Here is a 20,580-nt window from a genome sequence, read left to right as displayed (position 1 = left end):
GGCGCCAAGTCATGTGCGATTCCGTCGGCGGGTCCGGCATCGGGCGCCGCCTGCGAAAGCACCATTGAATTCGAAGGAGAACAGTGTGAAGTTACGTGCCGTCCTGGCGGACGACCATCCATTCGTCCTGCTCGGCGTCCGTTCCGCACTCGTTGCCGCCGGGGACATCGAAGTGGTCGGCGAGGCGTCGAGCGCGAGCGGGCTGTTCGATCTGCTCGACTCGGTGAACTGCGACATCGTCGTGACCGATCTCACCATGCCCGAACCCAGGGGCGACGCCGAAGACGGCTTGCGTCTCGTGCGCCGCCTGCGCCGCGACTGGCCCGACTTGCGCGTGGTGGTGCTCACGAGCATCGCGAACGTCGCCATTCTGCGCGCCGTCATGAACACGGGCGTCATCGCCATGCTGCGCAAGAGCGAGTCCATGGACGAACTCGCCCGCGCCGTGCGCGGCGCGGGCCTGGGCCACGCGTGGCTGAGCCCGTCCATCCAGCAGGAACTCGCGGTCGGCGACCTCGGCATCGGTTCGCCGCTGCCGCGCCTCACGCCGCGCGAATCCGAGGTGATCCGCAAGTTCGTCTGCGGCAGCACCATCACCGAGATTGCGCGCACGCTCGATCGCGACGTGCGCACCGTCAGCCGCCAGAAGCGCGACGCCATGGCGAAGCTGGGCGTCAGCAACGACGCGGGCCTGTTCGCGTTCGTCAGAGCACACGGACTGATATGACTATGCATTTCGACTCGCTCGCGCCGCGTTGCGGGCACGACATCGTCACCGCGCAGCCGCCTCCGCCCCCGCAATTGGCGGCGCGATGGTCAGCGCAATCGACATCGCAATTGGCGGCGCAAACGTCAGCGCAATCGACATCGCAACTGGCGGCGCAAATGTCAGCGCAATCGACGTCGCAATTGGCGGTGCGATCGTTAGCGCAATCGACATCGCAATTGGCGGTGCAAACGTCAGCGCAATCGCTAGCGCAATCGACATCGCAATCGTCGCCACAGCCGTCGCCGCAATCGTCGGCGCAGCCCCAGTCGCTGCATTCGGTGCACGTTCCGAGCGATGCGCGCTCCATGCGCGGCGCGCCGGCAGCCGAGCTGTCCGACATGGCCGCGCCCGTGCGCGTGATTCTCGCCGATGATCATCCGCTCGTGCTGTTCGCGCTCGAAAGCCTGTTGTCGAATTATCCGAACCTGCAAATCGTCGCGCGCGCGCAAACCGTGCCGTCGCTGTTCGAGGCGGCCGCGCAGCACGCGTTCGATCTCGTGCTGATGGATCTTCACATGACCGCGGCCGCCCAGTTCGATTCTCACGAAACGATCCGCGCGTTTCGCCAGCAGTTTCCGCACAAGCCCGTCGTCGTGCTCACCATGGAAAGCGACGCCGCCGCGCTGCGCAAGGCCATCGGGCTCGACGTGGAAGGCGTGCTGAGCAAGCGCGACCGCATCGACCTGATTCCCGTCGCCATCGTCTCGGCCATGGCGCGCGAGCATTACCTCGGTCCCGTCGTGCGCGATCTGCTTGCGGAAGCGGCGCGCACGGAGCGCCGCGAGGAAGTACACCGGCTGCTGACGCGGCGCGAGTTCGAGGTGCTCACGCACTATGCGAAGGGCCTGGGCGTGACGGAAATCGCGGGCTTGCTCGGGCGCAGCGTCAAGACCATCAGCGCGCAGAAATGCTCGGCGATGAAAAAGCTCGCGCTCACCAACGATATCGAGCTTTACCGTTTCGCCGTCGAATGCGGCGTGACCCAGATCGAGCCGGTGTGAAGTACGGCACGGCTCGCGCGCAACCTCCGCGCTACCTCCGTGCAGCCTCCGCGCAACGTCGCTATTCAAGAAAGAACCTCATCATGGATGACGCGCAAGACGCCCTGAGCCTGGCGAGCACGCCGCCGCGCGTGATCGTTGCCGACGATCACGCCTGCGTGCGTCTCGGCGTGACGAAGCTGCTGCACAGCGAGTCGTGCGCGGTCGTGGTCGGCGAGGCGGACAACACGCTCGCACTCGCCACGCAGCTCGACATGACGCCATGCGACCTCGTGGTCGCCGATCTCTGCATGCCCGGCCTGCAAGGCGAATACAGCTCGCTCGCCGTGCTGCGGCGTCTCGTGCGCGCGAGCGACGCGCCCGGCGTCGTGGTGCTCACGATGGTGTCGACGCCGCAAATCCTCACCGGTTTGCTGCAAGTCGGCCTCGACGTGATCGTCGACAAGCGCGACGTTGCCGTGGCGCTGTTGCCCGCGCTGGCGGCCGCGAATGCGCGCCGGCCGTTCCTGTCCGACCAGGCGCGCGCGGCGCTCGACAACGCGGGCGCCGAGTGCGCGCCGTGCGCGGGCGTGCCGAGCGCGCGCGAATGGGAAGTGTTCCAGCTCTACGCGCAGGGCATGCCGGTTCGGCAGATCGCGCATCGCCTGCAACGCAGTGTGAAAACCATCAGCTCGCAAAAGCGCAGCACGATGCGCAAGCTCGGGCTCGTCACCGAACGCGATCTCATTGATTTCGCGACGCTCGTCGGCATCACCTGAAGTCCTACGTCGTCCTGCGTAGCGTCTGCCTTAATTTCAGAGTTGTCCTATCTGATTGCGGGGATTGTCTCTCCATACTTCCAAATTTGGCGCGTAGTTCGTCAGATATTGCCGCTCCGGCAATACGATTTCAGTAGAGCCTGCCAGACAAAGTGCCGCTTCACTGTCGACCTGGCCGACGGCCACCACGCGCGATCCCGAAGCACACGGAGAGACGAATGAAGCTCGCAAAGCGTTTGGCGGTCGAGGGCGCGGGCACGGCCTGGCTCGTGTTTGCCGGTTGCGCGGCCACGGTGCTGAACGCAACCGTCCCCGCGCAGGGCTGCAACGTGCTCGAAATGGCCATGGTTTTCGGCCTTGCGCTCACTGTCGCCGGGTACGCGGCCGCGCGCGCGTCGAGCGCGCATTTCAATCCCGCCGTCACGATCGGTTTCGCCGTGTCGCGGCGCTTTCCCGTGCGCGACGTCGCGCCGTACATCGCCGTGCAAACCTTCGGCGCCGTTCTCGGCGCGGCGCTGCTCATGCGCATCGCGGGCGGGCGGCCGGGCTTCTCGGTGGCCATCGCGGACTTCGGCAGCAACGGCTACGACGATCACTCGCCGGGCGAATACTCGCTCGCGGCCGTGTTCGCGCTCGAATGCGTGCTGACCTTCGTGCTCGTGTTCGTGCAGCTCGTCATGTCGAGCACGGCGGGGCGGCGCAAGGCGGCGCCGCTCGCGGTGGGCGCGTGCTTCATGGCCATTTATCTGATCGCGGTGCCGGTCAGCAACGGCGGCGCGAATCCCGCGCGCTCGACGGGGCCCGCGCTATTCGTCGGCGACTGGGCGCTCGATCAACTCTGGCTTTTCTGGGCCGCGCCGCTCGCGGGCGGCGCGGCGGCGGGCCTCGCGCACCGCTTGCTCCGCAAACCGCACGACAGCGTGTGCGCAGCCACGCAGCCGCGCGACGGCGTGTAAGCGCCTGTCGCCGAATCGCCAAGCCCGCCGCGCATGCCGTCCGTATTGATTTCGATGATCCCGCTCTTTCTCGCCTTCCTCTTTACCGCGGCCCCTCGCGCGCATTGCGGCGCGTTGCTCGTGCGTGCGGTGCGCAGGCTGGCGCCGGCAGCGACCCTGGCGGCGGCGCTCGCGTGCCTGTTCGCGGCGCGCCTCGCCGGCGCCGCCGAAGCGCCGCAGCGAGGCATCGACCAGCCGCAGCTCGTGATCGGCGTGCCGGCGGGCGGCTGGATGCCGCTCGAAGGACTCGAAGGCGCGTCGCTCACCGGCTACAGCGCCGATTACCTGCGCCTCGTCGTCGGCGAGGACGTGCAACTGAAGCCGCGCGTGTTCGCCGACATGCCAGCCTTGCTCTCCGCCGCGTGCGCGGGCGAAATCGACATCGTGCTGAACATTGCGCATACGCCCTCGCGCGAACGCTGCCTCGCGTTCACGACGCCGTACCTTTCCGGCACCAGCGCTTTCGTGACGCGGGCCGGGCTCGAACGGATCGCCACCACGGCGCAGCGGCTCGCGCGCGCGACCATCGCGATCGAGCGCGGCTATGCGCTCGAAGCGAGCCTGCGGGAGCGATTTCCGAACGCGCGCATTCAAACCTATCCGAACACGCCGGCGGCGCTTCATGCCGTGGCGGAAGGCGTCGCGCAGGTGTACGCGGGCTTTTCTCCGGTCACGCGCTATCACCTTTCGTTCGATGCGTTTCGCGATCTGCGCGTCGCGTTCGAGGAGCGCGGCCGATCGAACGAAGCGCGATTCGGCGTGCCCGTGTCGAAGCTCGCATTGCGCGACCGGCTCAACACGCTGCTCGGCGGCGTGCGGCCCGCTTCGGCGGCGGCGCTGCGCGCGCGCTGGCTCGGCGATGCGAGCGACGTCGACGCCGCCGCCCAGCCGACGTTCGTGCTCACCGCCAGGGAGCGGGCGTGGTTGCGCGCGCTGCCGCCGCTGAAGGTCGGCTACGACGCCGGCTGGATTCCGTTCAGTTCCCAGGGCGGCACCGGCGCGCCGTCGGGCATGGTCAACGACTATCTCGACTATCTCGAGCGCACGCTCGGCGTGCGGTTCGAGCGCGTGCCCGTCACGCCGTGGGCGCGCGTTGCCGGTTCGCTGGAACGCGGCGAGCTCGCACTCGCGGCGACCTCCGCGAACGACGCCGCGCTCGGCGCGGGCGTCGTCTACACGAAAGCGTTCGAGCACTATCCGCTCGTCATGGTCGGCCGGCGCAACGAGCCGATGGCGCACGCGCTCGCCGACTTCGCCGACCGCCGCATCGTGCTCGCGCCGCATGCGAGCATGCCGCCCGACATGGCCGCCGGTCTTGCCGGTTCGCAGCTCGTGCATGCCGAAAGCCTCGACACCGGGCTCTGGATGGTCGCGCACAATGAGGCCGACGTGCTTCTCGGCAACGCGGCCGCGCTCGACGCGCCGTTGAGCGGCGTTTATCTCGAAACGCTGAAAGTGCTGGGCGCGACCGGCATCGACGACTCCACGGCGTTCGCCGTGCGCGGCGACCTCGCGCCGCTCGCGCGCCTGATCGACCGCGCGCTCGACGCGATGCTGCCCGTCGAGCAGCAGCGAATCCGCAATCGCTGGACGGCGGCCACCGCCACGCGCGCGGGCGGCTGGAGCGTCAACGCGCTGCGTCTGCTGCCGCTCCTGATCGTGTTCGGCGTATTGCTCGTCGTCATGCTGCGCGCCTACATGCTCCTGCAACGCGAGATGCAGCGCCGCCGCAGCGCCGAGCGCGTGCTGGCGCGTCAGGTCGAGTTGCAGGACACGATGATGGAAATGATCCCGTATCCGCTCGGCGCGCGCGATCTCGACAATCGTTATCTCGCGGTCAATCGCGCGTTCGAGGAAACCACGGGACTGCCGCGCGCGCAGGTGCTCGGCCGCTCGGGCGCGGTCGTGGTCGCGTGGGGAGTGGAGAACAGCCGCCGCATGGACGAGCTGTATCGGCAGACCATCGCCGAAGCCAGCAACCAGCGCGTCGAACTCATGTACGAAGCGACGGACGGCGAGTTGCGCCACGGCATCTTCTGGACGCGCCTGTGCCGCGACCTGCATGGCGCGCCGTTCTGCGTGCTCGGCACCCTGATCGACGTCACCGACATTCGTCGCGCCGAATTACGCGCGCGCGAGTCGGAGCGGCTGCTCTCCGAAGTCACGCGTTCGCTGCCCGTGGTCGTGTTCCAGTTGCAGCGCGCGCGCGACGGCACCTATTCGTTTCCGTATATCGGCGGCGACACGCAGCGCCTCCTCGGCGAGACGGCCGAAACGCTCATGCGCACGCATGGCGTCGATCTCGCGCGCGTGTGCCGCCCGGACCGCGCGCGTCTCGTGGCGTCGCTCGAGCGTTCGGCGCGCCGCTCGGCGGCCGTACACATGGAATTCCGCTTTCACGGCTCGGCCGGCGTGGTGTGGGTGCGCGCGGCGTTCGTGCCGCGCCGCGCCGAAGACGGGGCGATGATCTGGAGCGGCTACGCGGTCGACGCCAACGTGGAGCATGCGCGCGCGCACGAACTCGAACATGCGCGCGACGTGGCCGAAGCGGCCTCGCGCGCGAAGGACGATTTCCTCGCGATGATGAGCCACGAAATCCGCACGCCCATGAACGGCGTGCTGGGTCTCGTCGAAGTGCTCGAGCGCACGCCGCTCAATCCCGACCAGACGCAGATGGTCGGCATGGTTCACGAGTCGGCGGGCGCGCTGCTGCAAATTCTCGACGATCTGCTCGACTACTCGAAGATCCAGGCGGGTCATCTCGTGATCGACTCGCAGCCGTTCGACGTGCGCGAGCTCGTCGACAACGCGGTCGGGCTGCTCTCCGCGCGCGCGCACGAAAAAGGCCTGAAAGTGCGCGTCGACGTCGAGCCGGGCGTCGCGGCCACGCTGCGCGGCGACAGCGTGCGCCTGCGCCAGATTCTCTTCAACGTGCTGAGCAACGCGATCAAGTTCACGCTCCAAGGCGAAGTGCGCGTGCTCGTGCGGGCGCGCGATCTCGACGCCGCGGGGGCCGCGTTCGCACGGCAGCAACTGGCGATCTCGGTCATCGACACCGGCATCGGCATTGCCCCCGACGCGCAGGCGCAACTCTTCGAGCCTTTCGTGCAGGCCGAAACCTCGACCACGCGGCGCTTCGGCGGCACCGGGCTCGGACTCACGATCTGCCGCAGGCTGGCCGCGTTGATGGGCGGCACGCTCGATCTGCAAAGCGAGGTGGGGCGGGGCACGCGGCTCACGCTCGAAATCGTGCTGCCCGTCGAAACGCGCGACAGCGCGCGTGACGGCCTGCGCGGCAAGCGCGGCGTGATCGCCTACGAGGACGACAGCACGGCGGCGGCGCTCACGAACTTCTGCGAGGCGCTCGGCATGACCATGCAGCGCGTGGCGCCCGCGAACCTCGCGCGTTTCGTGCGCGAAGGCAAGGCCGACATGGTGTTCGCGTCGGAAAGCCATGCGCCGGGTCTCGGCAAGATGGGCACGCCCGTGCTTTGGCTGACCGAGAATCCCAAGCCGACCGGCTATCGCGTGGCCGAGACCGGCGTGCGCGTGAGCGTCAATCCGCTGTCGTGGCGCGGGCTGAGCGCGGCCTGCGCGATGGCGCTCGCGGGCTTGCCGCTCAAGCCCGCGTGGCAGCCGCGCTCGTCGGCCGGCGCCCCCGGCGCACCCGAAACGCCGCTGCTCGCCGCGCCCGAGCGCGAGACGGAGCGGGCGGCGGGGCGCCTCATTCTCGTGGCCGAGGATCATCCCGTGAATCAGGAACTCATCCGCCATCAACTGGCGCTGCTCGGCTTCGCGTGCGATGTCGTCGATGACGGCGCGCAGGCGCTGGCGGCGATCGAAACGACCGAATACGGCTGCCTCATCACCGATTGCCATATGCCGAACGTCTCGGGCTACGATCTCGCGCGCCGCGTGCGCGAGCGGGAACAGCGCATGGCCAGCGCGCATCCTCTGCCGATTCTCGCGATCACGGCGAACACGGCGCCCGAAAGCCGCGCCCAATGCCGCGAGGCGGGCATGGACGACTGCCTCATCAAGCCCACGCGCGTGGCCACGTTGCGCGAGCATCTCGCGCGCTGGTTCGGCGTGGACGGCGCGCAGCGCCCGCTGCCCGACGAGGGCGCGCGAGACAGCGGCGCGGCTGGGCGCGCCGCGGCGGGCGGGGAACCGGCCGGTGCCGCGAGCGTCGACAAATCCACGGCTGCGCGCACGTTCGAACCGCTCGACATCGCGCACATGATCCAGGTTTGGGGCGGCGAAGCGACGGTGAAGACGCTGCTCGGCTCGTTCATTTCGGCCATGCGCGACGACCTGGACGCGCTGCCGCCGTTGCTGGAGAAAATCGACATTGCACGGCTGCGCGAATGGCATCACCGCATGGCGGGCGCCGTGGGCGTGCTGCAATATCCGGCGCTGCTCGCGGAACTGGAGACGTTCCGTCGCCATATGGACACGCAGGCGCCCACGCAGTTGCGCGAGGAAGGCCATGCGCTGATCCGCACCTGCCAGGCCATGCTCGGCGGCATCGAACAGCAGGCGGCGTTGCTGGCTTGAGCCGCGCGACGCGGCACGGCTTGCATTGCGCTAACGAACGGCGCGCCGGCGTTCACATAGTGGAAAGACGCCGGAATGCGCAAAAACAGGTGAAAAACCGGCGAAAAAAAACGCGGCCGAAGCCGCGTTCAAGCTTGGAGACCCTTCGATGAAGAGTCACTTCTCGCAGCCCCAAGCTTAGTGGTCGCGCTGTCAGAGATCGAGACAATTTCGGTCAATTAACTGTTACCAGAAGTAGGAATAATCGCCGGCGCCCCGGCCGCTTCATCCGCTTCGGCCCGCGCTGCGCTATGCGTTTCAGATTCCTGCTTGCGAAACCACTCGACGGTGAAGTCGACGAACGAGCGCGTTTTCGCCGGCACATGGCGGCGCCCCGGATAAACCAGCGACAGTTCCTTGTCCGCGTCGCGAATCTCCCATTCGGCCAGCACGCGCACGAGCGCGCCCTGCGCCAGATCGACCGATACGTGGTTCGCCGGCAGGATCGTGATGCCCATGCCCGCCAGCGCGGCCTGACGCAACATCACCGAATTGTTGACCGCATAGGCGGGCTCGATCAGCACCGGTTCGCGCGTGCCGTCGGTGCGCTGGAAGTGCCATTCGTTGCCGTGAATGTCGGCCGAGGGCGCGAGCAGCGTGTGATGCGCGAGATCGGCGGGGCGCAGCGGCGTGGCATGCGAGGCGAAGTACGCGGGACCGGCCACGGCGACGGGCGCGACGCTCACGAGCGGGCGGCGGATCAGCGTGCCGCCGCTTACCTGGCGCGGCGCGACGATGCCGGCGTCGAAACCTTCCTCGATCAGATCGACGGGCCGATGCAGCAGCGTGAGCGAGAGCCGCACCTTCGGGAACGCGCGGAGGTATTGCCTGAGCAGCGGCGTAAGATCGTGCAGCGAAAACGATGCATGCGCCACGATGCGCAGCGTCCCCGAGGGCACCGTGACACCGTGTGCGATATGCGTTTCGATGCGATCGAGGTCGTCGAGCACCTGGCGGCAGCCGTGCGCGTACGCGGCGCCCGCTTCGGTGAGCGACACGCTGCGCGTATTGCGATTGATGAGCCGGGTTTCGAGATGCGCTTCGAGCAGGGCCACGTAGCGCGTGACCACCGCATTCGACATGCAGAGGCTTGCCGCCGCGCGCCCGAACGAGCCGTGCTCGGCGACGCTCACGAATACGCGCATCGCTTGAAGCTGATTCATCGTTTTGGGGCGCGTGGACATGATGCGAGAGAAACTTCGATGCGAGCCGATGCGTGCGGAACGCGAGTGAATCGAGACGACGGTGGAGACGAAGGCGAAGCGAAAGCGGCCATGCGCAATGACGGACACCGATGCCAGCCGCGACGGATATTACCGACACGCGTGCGCGCGGCGAATGGGAATCGTCCGAATCCCGCGTTGTCCCGAAATCGGCGTGTTGTCTGGGGACAACGCATTATCGGGATACGGCTTTGCGCAGGCCGTTTTCGTGCAAATACGAGATAGCTTGCGAGCACTGACGCTCAAGCTGTTCAAGGGTTAACCGCAGCTATTTTTCACTTCTTCGAAAAAGCTTTTGCCGGCTTGCGGGATGGCCTGTGCAAAAGCGGCACCCATACACTTCGCCATGCATATCAATGCGGTGCCGCCCTCGCGGCGCCATGGAATCGCTATGCCGGCGTGAGGCCGGCGACGGCATCCATTTTTGCCGAAAGGCCTTGCATCGAAGGAAGCATATGAAAAAGCAACTCGTTATCGCAGCGGCAGTCGCCGCGACTTTCGCATCGGCGTCGTACGCCCAAAGCAGCGTGACGCTCTACGGTATCGTCGATGCCGGTTTCACGTACACCACCAACCAGGCAACGGGCTATGACGTCAACGGCAACCTGGTCGGCCACAACAAGTTCGGCATGACCAGCGGCAACGTGCAGGCAAGCCGTTGGGGCCTGCGCGGCGTGGAAGATCTGGGCGGCGGTCTGCGCGCGATCTTCACCCTCGAAAGCGGCTTCGACGTGATGAACGGCGGCCTGAACGGCGGCCTGTTCAATCGCCAGGCTTATGTCGGCCTGACGCAAGACCAGTTCGGCACGGTCACGCTCGGCCGCCAGTTCGACTCGGTCATCGACTACGTGGCACCGCTGACGGCAGTCGGCACGTGGGGCGGCACCTACATGGCGCACCTCGGCGACAACGACAACCTGAACGGTTCGTACTCGATCAACAACTCGATCAAGTTCCGCAGCGCCAACTACTCGGGCTTCGAGTTCGGCGGCATGTACGGCTTCTCGAACCAGGCTGGCGGCTTCGCCAACGGCCGTCAGTACAGCGCAGGCGCGAGCTACAACTACGGCGGCCTGCGTCTCGGCGCCGCGTACTCGCAAGTGCAAGGTCTGGACCGCGCCAATGGCAGCGCTTCGGTTGCCGGCACGCCGATCTCGGGCATGTTCAATTCCTTCGGCGCCGACAGCCAGCGTCAGCGTACGTGGGGCGCCGGTGCAAGCTACGCCTACGGCCCGCTGGTCGGCGGCGTGGTCTTCACGCAAACGCGCGTGAACGACGTGGTGAACGACTCGGTGCGTATCAACAACCTCGAAGCGAACGTGCGTTACAACCTGACGCCGGCGCTCGCCATCGGCGGTATGTACACGTACACGACGATGCGCGGCACGCTGCCGCTCACGTCGGTTACCGGCAGCAACTCGGCGCACTGGAACCAGTTCGGCCTCCAGGCTGACTACGCGCTCTCGAAGCGCACCGACGTGTACCTCGAAGGCGTTGGCCTCTGGGGCGCTGGTCAGAACGCAGTCGGCCTGACGCAAGTCGGCGTGACGGCGGATGGCGGCGTTTCGTCGTCGAAGAACCAAGGCGTGATCACGACGGGTATCCGTCACCGCTTCTAAGAAATTCGGGTTAATCGCGCTTGTTGCCGCCGCCAGGCTGGCGCGGGCGCGAGGCACCGGATGGCAAGAAGGTAGTACTTGGGTTGAAGGGCGTCGCTTGCGGCGCCCTTTTTTTATGCGCGTTTTTTCGTGTTCATGCGCGTTCGTGCGCATGTGAAGGTACGTGCCGGCGCCGCGCGCCATCGTCGCAACGGACGCACTCCGCGGATTTGCACTAGCATGTGGGAGCGCGGCCCTGGCTCGCCGCCAGGGCGCGCAAAAACAACAGGAGAAATCCCATGATTGCGCTTCGTCCGCTTCAGCTCGCCCTCGCATTCAGTGTTCTCGTTTCCAGCGCCGCTTTTGCCGATACCGTCGCGCTGAAAGCCGATCTCGAACCGTCCAGCGAAGTGCCGCCGCGCGTGAGCCAGGGCCACGGCATGCTCAACGCCACGTTCGACACGTCGACGAAATCGCTCACGTGGACGGTGACTTACGAAGGGCTGTCAGGTCCGGCTACCGCCGCGCATTTCCATGGTCCGGCGCCGGTCGGCCAGAATGCGAACGTGCAGGTGCCGATTCCAAAGGACAAGCTGGCGAGCCCGATCAAGGGGTCCGCCACGCTCAACGACAAGCAGGTCACCGACCTGATGGGCGGCCAGTGGTATTTCAACGTTCACACGCAGCAGAACCCGTCCGGCGAAATTCGCGGCCAGGTGTTGCCCGCGAGCTGACGCCCCGAAGGCGAGCAAGAACGCCTGAGCAAATAATGCGCGGATGAAGCGCGTAGGTGAAACGCGCGGATGAAGCGCGCGGTGAAACGAACAGGCAAAGCGGCAGGAACCGGTCCGATGAGCTGGCAAAACACACTGATCTGCTGGTCGTTGCGCCGCAATTTTCTGCCTGAAACGCGCAAGCCGATCGACGTCGCGCGCGTGCGCGCCCTGACGGCGCGGCGCATCTGGACGCCGCGTCCGCCGCGCGGCTGGCATCTGCGCGAGCAGTACGGGGAGCAGCGCGGCGAGAAATCCGCTGAACAACGCGGCGAACAACGCGGCGAGCAATACGAAAAGCGGCGCGGCGGGCAGCGAGATTTACCCGGCGCGCCCTTGCGCGGCGAGTGGCTCGCGCGCGAGCGCGCCGCGGGCAATGACGTCGCCGCGTCGCGCGTCATCCTCTATCTGCATGGCGGCGGCTATTACTTCTGCTCGCCGCGCACGCATCGCACGATCACGTTCGGCCTCGCGAAACGCGCCGACGCCGATTGCTTCTCGCTCGATTACCGGCTCGCGCCCGAGCACCCGTTTCCCGCCGCGCACGACGACGCGCTTGCTGCGTACCGATGCTTGCTCGCCGATGGCGTTTCGCCGCGATCAATCGTGATTGCCGGCGATTCGGCGGGCGGTGGCCTCGCGCTCGCGACGCTGGTGGCGCTGCGCGACGCGGGCGATCCGCTGCCGGCGGGCGCCTTGCTGTTTTCGCCTTGGACCGATCTTGCCGCGACGGGCGCTTCGATTCGCGATAACGACGGCCGCGACCCGATGTTCTGCGGCGACGTATTCGCACGCATCGCGCCGTTGTATCGCGGCGAGACGAACTCGACGCATCCGTATGTTTCGCCGCTTTACGCCGATCTGCGCGGTTTGCCGCCGCTGAGCTTTCACGTCGGCAGTAGCGAAACGCTGCTCGACGACACGCGCCGCGTCGTGGCGCGCGCGCTCGAAGCCGGCGTGCAGGTGGAGTGCGAGACGGCGCACGGCTTGCCGCACATCTGGCCGATTTACGCGCCGTTCCTGCCCGAAGCGCGCCGCACGCTCGACGCCGCCGCGCGCTTCGTGCGCCGTGTCACCGCGGATGGGCCGGGCGCGAACGCACGGGCGAACACGCAAGCGAATAGAGAAACGAACTCGCGGATTCACGCATAAGCGAACGCGGACGCATAACGAACGCATAGGCGAACTCGGAACCGAACGCGAACGCACAACAAACGCCTAAGCGAGCGCGAACGCACGACGAACGCATAAGCGAACGCGGACGCACGACAAACGCATAGGCGAGCGCGAACGCACAACGAACGCCTAAGCGAACGCGAACGCACAACAAACGCACAAGCGAGCGCGAACGCACAACGAACGCCTAAGCGAGCGCGAACGCGCAACGAACGCCTAAGCGAACGCGAACGTACAACGAACGCCTAAGCGAACGCGAACGCACAACAAACGCCTAAGCGACCGCGAACGTACAACGAACGCAGAACCGAACGCAGAAGCGACCGCCCAGACGCGCCCCCAAACGCACGCCGCGCCGCACGCCCAGACGCGACGCTCAATCCCGCGAAGTTCAATCGAGCGCGACGTCGATCGCGTCGTAAGCCGCATGCACGGCCGCTTCGCCGTAGCGGCGTTCGAGCCGCCGCACGGTGAAATGCCCGTGCGCGACCTGCTGAAAGTGATCGATGAAGACGGTGTTCACCATCGCGCCGAGCACCGCGCCAATCGCCGGAATCGACTTCGCGGCGACCTGCTCGCTCACCTGCACCGAAAAGCGCGCGGCCACTGTCTGCATGAGCTTGAGGAGCGCCGTGGAGCCGTGCGCGGCAAAACCCTTGGTTGCCATTTCGGAGGAGGCTTTCGACACCGCCTGGGCCAACGCGCCGCGCGCGATGAAGTAGCCGAAGTCGGCTTCGTCGTCGGCGGCGGAGCGCCCGCCCATGCCGAACACGGTCAGGCACTCGAGCTGGGCGCCGGCGCTCGCGAGATCCTCGCCTTCGCTGCGGGCGATGTCGCAGATCGAGCGGAACATCAACGTGGTCGTGACGGGCAACTCGACCGGCAACGCGAACAGGCCGAAGGCGCCGCCCGCCGCACCCGTGGTGGCCACGGCAAATTTGTGCAGCAGGTTGCTGGGCTTCGCATCGGGCTTCGCCGCGTCGGCCGGCACCGCCTGCGCGCCGGGCTTGCCGAGCGTGCGCAACGCGAGTTGCAGGCACTTGCGCAGCGCGCTTTGCGTCGCGTCCGTGACCTTGTCGCTGGCGATGCCGGGCAGCCGCGCGATCAGCTTCTCCACCGGCGCGCCGACGATCGCCGCGAGTTTCATGCCGAGCGGCGGCGTTTCCAGCCGATGCTTCGCGTGCCGCAGCGCATCGAGATCGTCGGGCGAGAGCAGGGCGGTGGGCGGCAGTGGATCGTGGCTATCAGGGGTCATAATGTTCCCGGTTTTCGAGGCGCGGTTGCAGCGCCTGGCGTCCCAGTTTAACGGACGGCTCATGCTATGATGTCGATTCTTTGACGCGTCAACCGTTGCTGGATCAAAAATGGCCGTTCACACCGCCGCCCACCATTCGAGCGGGCAGGTTCTGCCGTTCCGGGAGTCGCTGCTCGCGATGCTCGGCGTTTCCTTCGTGACGATGCTGGTCGCGCTCGATCAGACCGTCGTCGGCACCGCGCTGCCCACCATCGTCGCGGAACTGCACGGCTTCGAGCTGTACGCGTGGGTCGCCACCTCGTATCTGCTGACCTCGGTCATCACCGTGCCCATTTTCGGCCGGCTTGGCGATTACTACGGCCGCAAGCCGTTCGTGATCGCGTCGATCGTCGTGTTCACGGGCGCTTCGGTGCTGTGCGGCGCGGCCAACAGCATGCTGTTTCTCGTGCTCGCGCGCGGGCTGCAAGGCATCGGCGGCGGCATGCTCGTGGGCACCGCGTTCGCCTGCATTCCCGATCTTTTCCCCGATTCCGTCGTGCGCCTGCGCTGGCAGGTGCTGATGAGTTCGGCGTTCGGCATCGCCAATGCGGTCGGGCCGTCGCTGGGCGGCTTTCTCACGCAATATTGCGGCTGGCGCTCGGTGTTCTACGTCAATCTGCCGGTCGGGCTGATTTCGGCGTACTTCGTGTGGCGCTATCTGCCGCACTTGCGGCACGTCGCGCATCGGGAGCGCATGCGGCTCGACTGGCCCGGCGCGCTGCTCATCGCGCTCACGCTCGGCAGCCTGCAACTGTTCGTGGAGCGCTTGCCGGGGCACGCGTTCACGGCGCCGGCGCTCGGCCTGCTCGCGCTCGCCGCGATTTCGGGCTGGGCGCTGTGGCGCTGGGAGCGGCGCTGCCCGCAGGCGATCCTGCCCATCGACATGTTTCGCAACAAGAGCCTGAGCGCGCTGTTCACGCTGGCGGTGCTGGGCGGTTTCACGCTGTTTTCGCTGCTGTTCTACGCGCCGCTGCTGTTTCAAGGCGGTTTCGGCATGACGCCGAACGAGGCGGGCGTCGTGATCACGCCGTTCGTCGTGTTCATCACCATCGGCAGCATTGCGAACGGGCGTATCGTGTCGCGCATCAGCAAGCCGAATTTCATGCTCTACACCGGTTTCACGATGATCGCGTTCTCCTGTTGCGTGATCGCCGTCGCCACGCGTGGCACGCCGCGCGGCGTGCTGATGGGCAGCATGATCGTGGGCGGTCTCGGGCTTGGTTTCGTGCTGCCGAATCTCACGATCTTCGCGCAGCAGACCGCCGGGCGCGAGCACCTCGGCATTGCCACGGCGCTGCTGCAATCGCTGCGCATGATCGGCGGCATGTTCGGCACGGCGATCGTGGGCACGATGGTCACGCAGCTTTACACGAGCGGCGTGCAGAAGGCGCTGGACGCCGATCGCGCGACGCACTGGCTGCCGCAGCTCGCCGATCCGCAAATCCTCATCAACCGCGACGCGCAAGCGGCGCTCGTCGCCGATCTCGCGCAGGCGGGCCATCGCGGCGCGCCGCTGCTCGAAGCCGCGCGCGAGGCGCTCGTGGGCGCGATTCACCTTGGGCTCGGGCTGGCGGCTATCATCGCGTTGATTTCGTTGTGGCAGACGCGCCGCGTGCCGCCCATCAAGCTCCAGCGCAAGCTCGAACCCGTGATTCACGCGGATTGATCCCGCCGCTTTTTCGTTGCTTCATACGCAGATACCGCCCATGGAAACTCAGGACCGCATCGCCATCGTTCAGCAATTCGGGCGCACGTACCGCGCGTTCATGGCGGCGTTCGAGGCGCGCGTCGGGCACCCGATGCCGCGTTGGCGCATTCTGCTCGCGCTTTACGACCAGAACGGCGAGTCGTCGCAGAAGCGGCTTGTGGAACGGCTGCGCGTCGATCCGGGCGCGCTCACGCGCCAGTTGAAGCCGCTCGAATCGCTCGGCTGGATCGCGCGGCGCGCCGACGAGCGCGACAACCGCATCACGAACGTCACGCTCACGCAAGCGGGCCGCGCCGTGGTGGAAGAGGGGCTGCCGCGCCGCAACGCGTTCCTGAACATGACGATGGCGCTGCCCGACGATGCGCTCGCGGCGCTCTCGGGCGCGTTGGGGATGATGGAGGCGCGCATCGGCGAGGCGGCGGCCGCCGCGGGCACGGCGTTGCCGGAAGCGGAATGAAGCGGCGATGAAGCGGCAATAAAGCGGCAACGAAGCGGCAACGAAGCCGCGATGAAGCGGCGATGAAGCGCGATAAAGCGGCGATGAAGCGGCGATGAAGCGGCGATGAAGCGGCAATGAAGCGGCAATGAAGCGGCAATGAAGCGGCAACGAAGCGGCAACGAAGCCGCGAGGCAGTTAAACCACGCCGCCATCAAGCCGCCGCAACCACGCAGCAAACAACGCAGCAAATAAAACGCCGCCCGCGCCCTCGGCCGATCGAAGCGCTCAAAAGAACGTTTCGATCACTTCCGTCACGCGATACGACGAATCGACCATCAGCACCTGGCGCCACTTGTCGAACGTGAGGCACGGATGCGAGATATCGAAAGCGATCATGTCGCCGACCTTGAGATCGGCGCCCGCCGGAATTTGCAGGTAGGCGTGCTGATCCATCATCTGGAACACTTCCCAGCCTTCCTTCGCGGCCACCTCGCGCGGCTCGCCGCCTTGCGACGGACGATAGTGGCGCGACGGCTCCGGGAAGCCTGCATCGAACGCGGCGTCGCGCTTGCCGAAGCCGACGATCGCGCGGCCCGGCTCGGGAATCGACTGCACGTACGCCCATAGCTGCAATGCCGGTTGCAGCGCCGCGCCCATTTCGCGCGCGACCGGATTGCGCGTGAGAATCTGCGACTGCGCGGCCTTGTAGACGCCCACGTCGTGCGTCACGTAGCAGCCGGGGCGCAGCACCACGTCGATCGTGCCCGCCTTCGCCGCCGGCGCGAATTCTTCCGCCACCACGTCGTACCACGCCGACCCCGCGCCCGAAAGCAAAGCGGGCGAGCGCGCGAAGCGGCCCGCCGCCGCGAGTTCCTGCGTGACGTTGAGCGCGTCGCGCAGGAAGGTGCGCACCTCGCTTTCTTCCTTGAGAATGCCTTCGTAGATTTCCACGCCGGCGAGCTGGAGCGAGTCGGGGTATCGGGCGATGGCTTCGAGCACGGCATTGCGCGTTTGCGTATCGCGCACGCCGGTGCGCCCGCGCGGCACGCCCAGTTCGAGCAGCACCTGGAGCGTGCGGCGCGAGGCGCGGAAGAATTCGCCGAGCTGCTCGACGCCTTCGACCGAATCGACGATGCAGAAGAATTCGAAGGTTTGATCGCTCAACAGTTCGGCGATGATGGCCATGTTGCGGCGGCCGACAAGCTGGTTCGCCATCAGCACCCGCGTGACGCCGCCTCGATAGGCCGCGCGCGTTTGATGCGCCGTGGCGAGCGTGATGCCCCACGCGCCGGTTTCGAGCTGGCGGCGAAAGAGCTGCGGCGCCATCGTGGTCTTGCCGTGCGGCGCGAGCTTCACGCCGTAGCGCGTCACGAATTCCTGCATCCACTTGAGGTTGTGCTCCACGCGCTCCGCGTACAGCACGGCGGCCGGCAGGCTCACGTCCTCGGCCAGCAGATTCCATTCGAGTCGCGATGCGTCCGCGAGCGGCACGCTCGCGCCCGGCACGTTGCCGAGACCCTTGCTGTTCGGGTCGATCGTCGCGCTCTGATAGTTTGTAACTTTCATTTCCGTTCGCTCCATACGGTCCGGTTTCCGGCCTGTTCGCCTTGCTTGGTCTATCGGCTGGCCGATGCGCATCGGCTCGGCGTTGACTGAGCGATAGTACACAAAGTAATATCGTCTCGTGAAATGTTATTTATTAACAGAAACGCGAGCCAACGCGGCATGCGCCGGCAGCAGCCGGGCAGGCGCGTTTTCCAGCCAGTTCTCCCCTGCGTTCCGCGCATGAATCTTGCCGCCGATCCCGCCCGCTTCGATATCGTCGCACGCATCGCGCAATGCGTGCCGGGCCTGCGTCCCGCCGAGCGCGACGTTGCCGCGCTGATCCTCGACGATCTCGCGGGCGCCGCGCGTGCGAGCATCGGCGAACTCGCGCAGCGTGCGGGCGTGAGCGTCGCGTCGGTCACGCGGTTCGCGAAAACCGTCGGTTGCGCCGACGTGCGCGAACTCAAGCTGCGGCTCGCGCAGGCCGCCGCGGTGGGCGAACGCTTTTTGCGCCCCGCGGCCCCGCGCACGGGAGAAAGCGAAGCGCATCGCGACGACGCCGCTGCCGCGCAAGGCGCCTCGCTCGCCACGCGCGTGTACGACGAGGTGCATACGGCGCTCGCGCGCAATCACGAATTGCTGCGCCAGGCGCCGTGCGCCGAAGCCGCCGCCGCGCTCGCGCGGGCGCGCATGATCTACGTGTTCGGCATGGGCGGCGGTTCGAGCGCGCTCGCCGACGAAATGCGCTTCCGGCTCGTGCGGCTCGGCCGGCCGGTCGCGTCGTATCAGGACAGCCTGTTGCAGCGCATGGTGGCCAGCACGCTCGCGCCCGATTGCGTGGTGGTTGCGTTGTCGGTAACGGGCCGCGTGCCCGAGCTGCTCGACGCCTGCCGCATCGCGCGCGACTACGGCGCGAAGCTCGTGGCGATCACGGCGCCCGCGTCGCCGCTCGCGGCGCTCGCCGACTGGCTCGTGCCCATCGTCACGAGCGAAACCGATTTCATCTACAAGCCGTCGTCGTCGCGTTACGCGATGATGATGGCGCTCGACGTGCTCGTTACCGAACTCGCGCTCGCGCAGTCGGAAACGAGCCGCGAACTGTTGCGCCGCATGAAGCACACGCTCGACGCGCATCGCGGCGGCGGCGAACGCCAGCCGCTCGGCGATTGAAGCGCCGGCACGCGGCATCCACGCTACGAGGAACGAGGAGGACACGCGCATGCATTCGCATCCCGAAGCCGCCGACACGCTGATCGTCGGCGCCATGCTCTACGACGGCACCGGCGCGCCGCCCGTCGAACGCGACGTGGCGCTGCGCGACGGGCGCATCGCCGCGATCGGCAATCTCTCGAACTGGCTCGCGGAGACGGTGATCGAAGCCGACGGCCGCGCGCTCGCGCCGGGTTTCATCGACGTCCACACGCACGACGACACGCATGTGATTCGCGCGCCGCAAATGCTGCCGAAAATCAGCCAGGGCGTGACGACGGTGATCGTCGGCAATTGCGGCATCAGCGCCGCGCCGGTCGCGCTCAAGGGCGATCCGCCCGACCCGATGAATCTGCTCGGCGAGCGCGAGGCGTTCGACTATCCGACCTTCGCCGCGTACGTGCAGGCCGTGAACGCCGCGAAGCCCGCCGTGAACGTGGGCGCGCTGATCGGCCATACGGCGCTGCGCAACAATCATCTCGACGACCTCAAGCGCGCGGCCACGAGCGAGGAAGTCGCGGCAATGCGCGCGCAGCTCGAAGAGGCGCTGGCGAACGGCGCGCTCGGTCTTTCGACGGGCCTCGCCTATGGTTCGGCGTACGAAGCATCGACGGAGGAAGTCGCGACGCTCGCGGAACCGCTCGCGGCCGCGGGCGCGCTCTACACCACGCACATGCGCACCGAATTCGACGCGATTCTCGACGCCATGGACGAGGCGTATCGCATCGGCAAGCATGCGCGCGTGCCGGTGGTGATCTCGCATCTGAAGTGCGCGGGGCCGTCGAACTGGGGGCGCAGCGCGCAAGTGCTCGCGTCGCTCGAAGGCGCGCGCCAGTATCAGCCGGTGGGCTGCGACTGCTACCCGTACAGCCGCAGCTCGTCGACGCTCGATCTCAAGCAGGTGACGGGCGACATCGACATCACGATTACATGGTCCACGCCGCATCCCGAGCAGGCGGGCAAGCTCATCAGGGACATCGCGGCGCAGTGGGGCGTGTCGCAGCAGGAAGCGGGCAAGCGCCTGCAACCGGCGGGCGCGGTGTATCACAACATGTCCGAGGACGACGTGCGGCGCATTCTTTCGCATCCGGTGTCGATGGTGGGCTCGGACGGCCTGCCGAACGATCCGCTGCCGCATCCGCGCTTGTGGGGCGCGTTTGCGCGCGTGCTCGGCCATTACGTGCGCGACGCGAAGCTGCTGCCGCTGGAGGAGGCGGTGCGCAAGATGACGGGGCTTTCGGCGCGGCGTTTCGGGCTTGCCCAGCGCGGCGAGGTCCACGTGGGCTGGCATGCCGATCTCGTGCTGTTCGATCCCGCGACGGTGCGCGACGCCGCGACCTTCGAGAAGCCGCAACAGGTGGCCGAAGGCATCGACGCGGTGTGGGTGAACGGCGTGCTGTCCTACCGCGACGGCCGGCCTACGGGCGCGCGCGCGGGCCATTTCGTCGCGCGCGGCAAGCGCGAGGCGCAGCCCGACGGCGCGGCGTTCTAAGGCC

The 20,580-nt window shown here is 67.0% G+C and carries 16 protein-coding genes; 12 read left to right on the top strand and 4 right to left on the bottom strand.

Annotation, left to right across the window (positions count from 1 at the left end; all coding sequences use genetic code 11):
* The first annotated feature begins 85 nt into the window (after window positions 1-85).
* Window positions 86-727, top strand: coding sequence for a response regulator transcription factor (locus U5805_RS11480; RefSeq protein WP_322103600.1), 642 nt, complete (start codon window positions 86-88; stop codon window positions 725-727).
* A gap of 45 nt (window positions 728-772) precedes the next feature.
* Here U5805_RS11480 and U5805_RS11475 read toward each other — a convergent pair whose 3' ends face one another.
* Window positions 773-1,003 (bottom strand): hypothetical protein, encoded by a 231-nt coding sequence (locus tag U5805_RS11475; RefSeq protein ID WP_322103599.1) that lies wholly within the window; start codon window positions 1,001-1,003, stop codon window positions 773-775.
* 71 nt (window positions 1,004-1,074) lie between these two features.
* On the opposite strand from U5805_RS11475, the gene U5805_RS11470 reads away from it, so the two are divergent.
* The 4 genes from U5805_RS11470 to U5805_RS11455 all read left to right on the top strand — a co-directional run bounded on the left by U5805_RS11470 (window position 1,075) and on the right by U5805_RS11455 (window position 8,080).
* A complete protein-coding gene (locus U5805_RS11470; protein ID WP_322103598.1) occupies window positions 1,075-1,770 on the top strand; it encodes a response regulator transcription factor in 696 nt (231 codons plus the stop codon).
* A gap of 83 nt (window positions 1,771-1,853) precedes the next feature.
* Entirely contained in the window at window positions 1,854-2,528 is a 675-nt protein-coding gene (locus U5805_RS11465) for a response regulator transcription factor (RefSeq protein WP_322103597.1), read from the top strand.
* Between the two features lie 218 nt (window positions 2,529-2,746).
* Window positions 2,747-3,484 (top strand): aquaporin, encoded by a 738-nt coding sequence (locus U5805_RS11460; protein WP_322103596.1) that lies wholly within the window; start codon window positions 2,747-2,749, stop codon window positions 3,482-3,484.
* A gap of 33 nt (window positions 3,485-3,517) precedes the next feature.
* Entirely contained in the window at window positions 3,518-8,080 is a 4,563-nt protein-coding gene (locus tag U5805_RS11455; protein ID WP_322103595.1) for an ATP-binding protein, read from the top strand.
* Window positions 8,081-8,298: 218 nt separating this feature from the next.
* On the opposite strand, the gene U5805_RS11450 is transcribed toward U5805_RS11455, so the two are convergent.
* The gene (locus U5805_RS11450; RefSeq protein ID WP_322103594.1) at window positions 8,299-9,282 is read right to left on the bottom strand and encodes a LysR family transcriptional regulator; all 984 of its coding nucleotides are present in this window, start codon (window positions 9,280-9,282) and stop codon (window positions 8,299-8,301) included.
* 515 nt (window positions 9,283-9,797) lie between these two features.
* Between U5805_RS11450 and U5805_RS11445 the strand changes: the two genes are divergently transcribed.
* The 3 genes from U5805_RS11445 to U5805_RS11435 all read left to right on the top strand — a co-directional run bounded on the left by U5805_RS11445 (window position 9,798) and on the right by U5805_RS11435 (window position 12,865).
* Complete coding sequence (locus tag U5805_RS11445; protein WP_322103593.1) at window positions 9,798-10,961, top strand: porin; 1,164 nt, start codon at window positions 9,798-9,800, stop codon at window positions 10,959-10,961.
* A 278-nt stretch (window positions 10,962-11,239) separates the two neighbouring features.
* Window positions 11,240-11,674: a CHRD domain-containing protein gene (locus U5805_RS11440; RefSeq protein WP_322103592.1), complete on the top strand. Its 435-nt coding sequence runs from the start codon at window positions 11,240-11,242 to the stop codon at window positions 11,672-11,674.
* 117 nt (window positions 11,675-11,791) lie between these two features.
* Window positions 11,792-12,865 carry an alpha/beta hydrolase gene (locus U5805_RS11435; protein ID WP_322103591.1) on the top strand — a complete coding sequence of 358 codons (1,074 nt, stop codon included), beginning with the start codon at window positions 11,792-11,794 and terminating at the stop codon, window positions 12,863-12,865.
* A gap of 415 nt (window positions 12,866-13,280) precedes the next feature.
* On the opposite strand, the gene U5805_RS11430 is transcribed toward U5805_RS11435, so the two are convergent.
* A complete protein-coding gene (locus U5805_RS11430) occupies window positions 13,281-14,144 on the bottom strand; it encodes an EcsC family protein (protein ID WP_415914576.1) in 864 nt (287 codons plus the stop codon).
* Window positions 14,145-14,253: 109 nt separating this feature from the next.
* Here U5805_RS11430 and U5805_RS11425 point away from each other — a divergent pair, with 109 nt between their 5' ends.
* Together U5805_RS11425 and U5805_RS11420 are read left to right on the top strand one after the other, a co-directional pair.
* Entirely contained in the window at window positions 14,254-15,849 is a 1,596-nt protein-coding gene (locus U5805_RS11425) for an MFS transporter (RefSeq protein ID WP_322103590.1), read from the top strand.
* Window positions 15,850-15,889: 40 nt separating this feature from the next.
* Window positions 15,890-16,348 (top strand): MarR family winged helix-turn-helix transcriptional regulator, encoded by a 459-nt coding sequence (locus tag U5805_RS11420; RefSeq protein ID WP_322103589.1) that lies wholly within the window; start codon window positions 15,890-15,892, stop codon window positions 16,346-16,348.
* Between the two features lie 267 nt (window positions 16,349-16,615).
* On the opposite strand, the gene U5805_RS11415 is transcribed toward U5805_RS11420, so the two are convergent.
* Window positions 16,616-17,896, bottom strand: a complete 1,281-nt coding sequence (locus U5805_RS11415) for an amino acid deaminase (protein WP_322103588.1) — start codon at window positions 17,894-17,896, stop codon at window positions 16,616-16,618.
* Window positions 17,897-18,115: 219 nt separating this feature from the next.
* Here U5805_RS11415 and U5805_RS11410 point away from each other — a divergent pair, with 219 nt between their 5' ends.
* Both U5805_RS11410 and U5805_RS11405 read left to right on the top strand, forming a co-directional pair.
* On the top strand, window positions 18,116-19,045 hold the full coding sequence (locus tag U5805_RS11410; RefSeq protein ID WP_322103587.1) for a MurR/RpiR family transcriptional regulator: 930 nt from the start codon (window positions 18,116-18,118) through the stop codon (window positions 19,043-19,045).
* 49 nt (window positions 19,046-19,094) lie between these two features.
* Window positions 19,095-20,576, top strand: coding sequence for a D-aminoacylase (locus U5805_RS11405; protein WP_322103586.1), 1,482 nt, complete (start codon window positions 19,095-19,097; stop codon window positions 20,574-20,576).
* Window positions 20,577-20,580: the final 4 nt, after the last annotated feature.

The sequence above is a fragment of the Paraburkholderia sp. J41 genome (genome assembly GCF_905220235.1).
Taxonomy (GTDB): domain Bacteria; phylum Pseudomonadota; class Gammaproteobacteria; order Burkholderiales; family Burkholderiaceae; genus Paraburkholderia.
This window is presented reverse-complemented; position numbering and strand designations above follow the sequence as displayed.

Bases quoted from the DNA above. Each gene is read 5' to 3' on its own strand.
- U5805_RS11470 (WP_322103598.1), top strand. From the start codon at position 1,075: ATGCGCGGCGCGCCGGCAGCCGAGCTGTCCGACATGGCCGCGCCCGTG.
- U5805_RS11465 (WP_322103597.1), top strand. From the start codon at position 1,854: ATGGATGACGCGCAAGACGCCCTGAGCCTGGCGAGCACGCCGCCGCGC.
- U5805_RS11460 (WP_322103596.1), top strand. From the start codon at position 2,747: ATGAAGCTCGCAAAGCGTTTGGCGGTCGAGGGCGCGGGCACGGCCTGG.
- U5805_RS11455 (WP_322103595.1), top strand. From the start codon at position 3,518: ATGCCGTCCGTATTGATTTCGATGATCCCGCTCTTTCTCGCCTTCCTC.
- U5805_RS11450 (WP_322103594.1), bottom strand. From the start codon at position 9,282: ATGAATCAGCTTCAAGCGATGCGCGTATTCGTGAGCGTCGCCGAGCAC.
- U5805_RS11445 (WP_322103593.1), top strand. From the start codon at position 9,798: ATGAAAAAGCAACTCGTTATCGCAGCGGCAGTCGCCGCGACTTTCGCA.
- U5805_RS11440 (WP_322103592.1), top strand. From the start codon at position 11,240: ATGATTGCGCTTCGTCCGCTTCAGCTCGCCCTCGCATTCAGTGTTCTC.
- U5805_RS11435 (WP_322103591.1), top strand. From the start codon at position 11,792: ATGAGCTGGCAAAACACACTGATCTGCTGGTCGTTGCGCCGCAATTTT.
- U5805_RS11430 (WP_415914576.1), bottom strand. From the start codon at position 14,144: ATGACCCCTGATAGCCACGATCCACTGCCGCCCACCGCCCTGCTCTCG.
- U5805_RS11425 (WP_322103590.1), top strand. From the start codon at position 14,254: ATGGCCGTTCACACCGCCGCCCACCATTCGAGCGGGCAGGTTCTGCCG.
- U5805_RS11420 (WP_322103589.1), top strand. From the start codon at position 15,890: ATGGAAACTCAGGACCGCATCGCCATCGTTCAGCAATTCGGGCGCACG.
- U5805_RS11415 (WP_322103588.1), bottom strand. From the start codon at position 17,896: ATGAAAGTTACAAACTATCAGAGCGCGACGATCGACCCGAACAGCAAG.
- U5805_RS11410 (WP_322103587.1), top strand. From the start codon at position 18,116: ATGAATCTTGCCGCCGATCCCGCCCGCTTCGATATCGTCGCACGCATC.
- U5805_RS11405 (WP_322103586.1), top strand. From the start codon at position 19,095: ATGCATTCGCATCCCGAAGCCGCCGACACGCTGATCGTCGGCGCCATG.